The following is a 2,015-nucleotide window of genomic DNA, read 5'->3' as shown; positions in this document are numbered from 1 at the left end:
GATGCGCCGTGTTTCTTTTTTCGTGAACATTTGATAATTTAAGTATTCAACATCGCTTGCGCTCTGTTGGCACCTTCATCAAACGCCCACACTTATCGACTGTTAATTGTTAAAGAACTTATTCTGTGCTACTTCTGCCGTTTGCTACGAAGCGTTGTGTTCGTTGCAGCAGAGAGGTGAGATTATGCAGCGTTTCGCGTTTCTCGTCAACCTCTTTTTGTTACTTCGCTTCTTTCGAAACGCCCCTGATCTGCTCTGCAACTACTTGATTTCGCTACTGAATCAGCGGGGAGGCGAACTATAGCAAAGGCTCTTGAGTTTGACAAGGCGCCTGTCGCATTTACTTTGACTCATGACCTGTCAGCGGCGATACCGCCCAGTGTCGTTATCGACATTGTTTTGGCCGCAGGCCGCAGGTCCAGCCCCGGCCACGCCGCAGCGCTCATGATCGAAGGAATTCTGGTCAATGTGTGAGTAAAACCTGCGCACAATAGCGGTATGCGTTGTGCCACAGAAATTACCGATCGTTACCCTGTAATGACACACGGGGTGTTTGATCCGCCCCGACGACGATACAGCACACTGCCTCTTCACCATGACATCTCCTTCTCGCGCCCCCCCCCCGCATGGAAACGCTTGTGATCGGACTGATCGTGTTCACTGCCACACTGCTCGTCTGGCAACACTTCGGGATGGAAAGGGTCATGGAGTTTTCCGCCGCCAGTGGGCGGCCGGTTGAGCTTGTGGATGACCGCCTGCAACAAGGCGGTAGTGTCGCAAGGCTCACGCGACGGCCCGATGCGCTGACGATGGATTGCGATCTGCGCCTGACATTCCAATGGCCATACTGCCGCTTTCTTTTTACGCTAAGCAAAAATGAAGTCGGCGTCGATCTGTCGGAGTTCGACTCCATCAGCTTCGATATGTCGTACGAAGGCCGGGGCGATCATACTGCACGGCTGGTTCTTCGCAATTTCGAGCTTGGCATGTCGACCTTGAACGACTACATGTCGCAAAAGGTGAATGAAACTGGAAACCCGCGAACTGGCCGGCCAGGCCTGCACGGCCTTCGGGTTACCGCCTCATTCGGGGTGACCGCCCTTCAACCTGGGGAAGTCAGTGGCGACGCGATCAAGCACGCCGACAGTGCCCTTTGCCAGGCCAAATCGCATGGCAGGAACTGCGTGCGGGCCGCGTGAGCCACGACGTCCGCTCCGAGCCAAATTGTCGCGATACCAAGTTCTCCATCGCTTTTCGGTCGAGGCCGGGTCGGCGCCTTCCTTATTTCGTCAACATGATGATGCGATAATGCGAGGGTTGATACCGAGCGATCCCGGCATGTCGATAGCCCGCCGGCCAAGCACCACCAACCAGCGCCGGCGAATTGCGCGGCGCCGTACCGCTGGGAGATCCGGCCACATCCCCATTTTTAGCAAGAAGGAATCAATGAAACGACACTATCTCTTCGCTGTGGTCCTGGCCCTGCCTCAGGTAGCGCTTGCAACAACCATTTCTGGAACATTGATTGGCGCCGGCGGCGGCGACTCGTCATTTGTGACGGTGCGTGCCGCGAATGGCACGGAAGTCACCGCCTGGTGCGTGAAGAAAGAATGCGAGCAAGTCGTCGGCGAAAGCGATGACCCGAACCAGGGCTATTTTCTGAAGAAGAAATTCAAGGGCAGTAAAGTGGTACTGGAGTACAAGATCGAACGTAACCGCGGCCGCGTACCAGGCCCAGGTGAAGATGATCGTCTGGAAATTGTAAAGCAGCTGACTGTCGTGAAATAACAGTGTGCGATTGCCCCGGTGATTTGACATTACAGGGGGAAGAAAACACACAAACAAATCTGCGGACGAAAAAAAACCCCACATCTCTGCGGGGTTTTCTTCTTATAACTAGCCTGACGATAACCTACTTTCACACTGGTTGCAGCACTATCATCGGCGTAAAATCGTTTCACGGTCCTGTTCGGGATGGGAAGGGGTGGTACCGATTTACTATGGTCATCAGGCAT

The 2,015-nt window shown here is 54.1% G+C and carries 2 protein-coding genes and 1 rRNA gene; 2 read left to right on the top strand and 1 reads right to left on the bottom strand.

The genetic code is table 11. The features are described from left to right. Positions 1 to 638 precede the first annotated feature (638 nt). A complete protein-coding gene (locus tag F2P44_RS34140; protein ID WP_187363521.1) occupies positions 639 to 1,199 on the top strand; it encodes a diguanylate cyclase domain-containing protein in 561 nt (186 codons plus the stop codon). Between the two features lie 247 nt (positions 1,200 to 1,446). After that, complete coding sequence (locus tag F2P44_RS34135; RefSeq protein ID WP_167094505.1) at positions 1,447 to 1,788, top strand: hypothetical protein; 342 nt, start codon at positions 1,447 to 1,449, stop codon at positions 1,786 to 1,788. A 111-nt stretch (positions 1,789 to 1,899) separates the two neighbouring features. Here F2P44_RS34135 and rrf read toward each other — a convergent pair. Next, positions 1,900 to 2,012 (bottom strand): 5S ribosomal RNA (gene rrf, locus F2P44_RS34130). Positions 2,013 to 2,015 lie beyond the last annotated feature (3 nt).

The organism is Massilia frigida (genome assembly GCF_011682175.1).
In the GTDB taxonomy this organism is placed as follows: Bacteria; Pseudomonadota; Gammaproteobacteria; order Burkholderiales; family Burkholderiaceae_D; genus Telluria_A; species Telluria_A frigida.
This window is presented reverse-complemented; position numbering and strand designations above follow the sequence as displayed.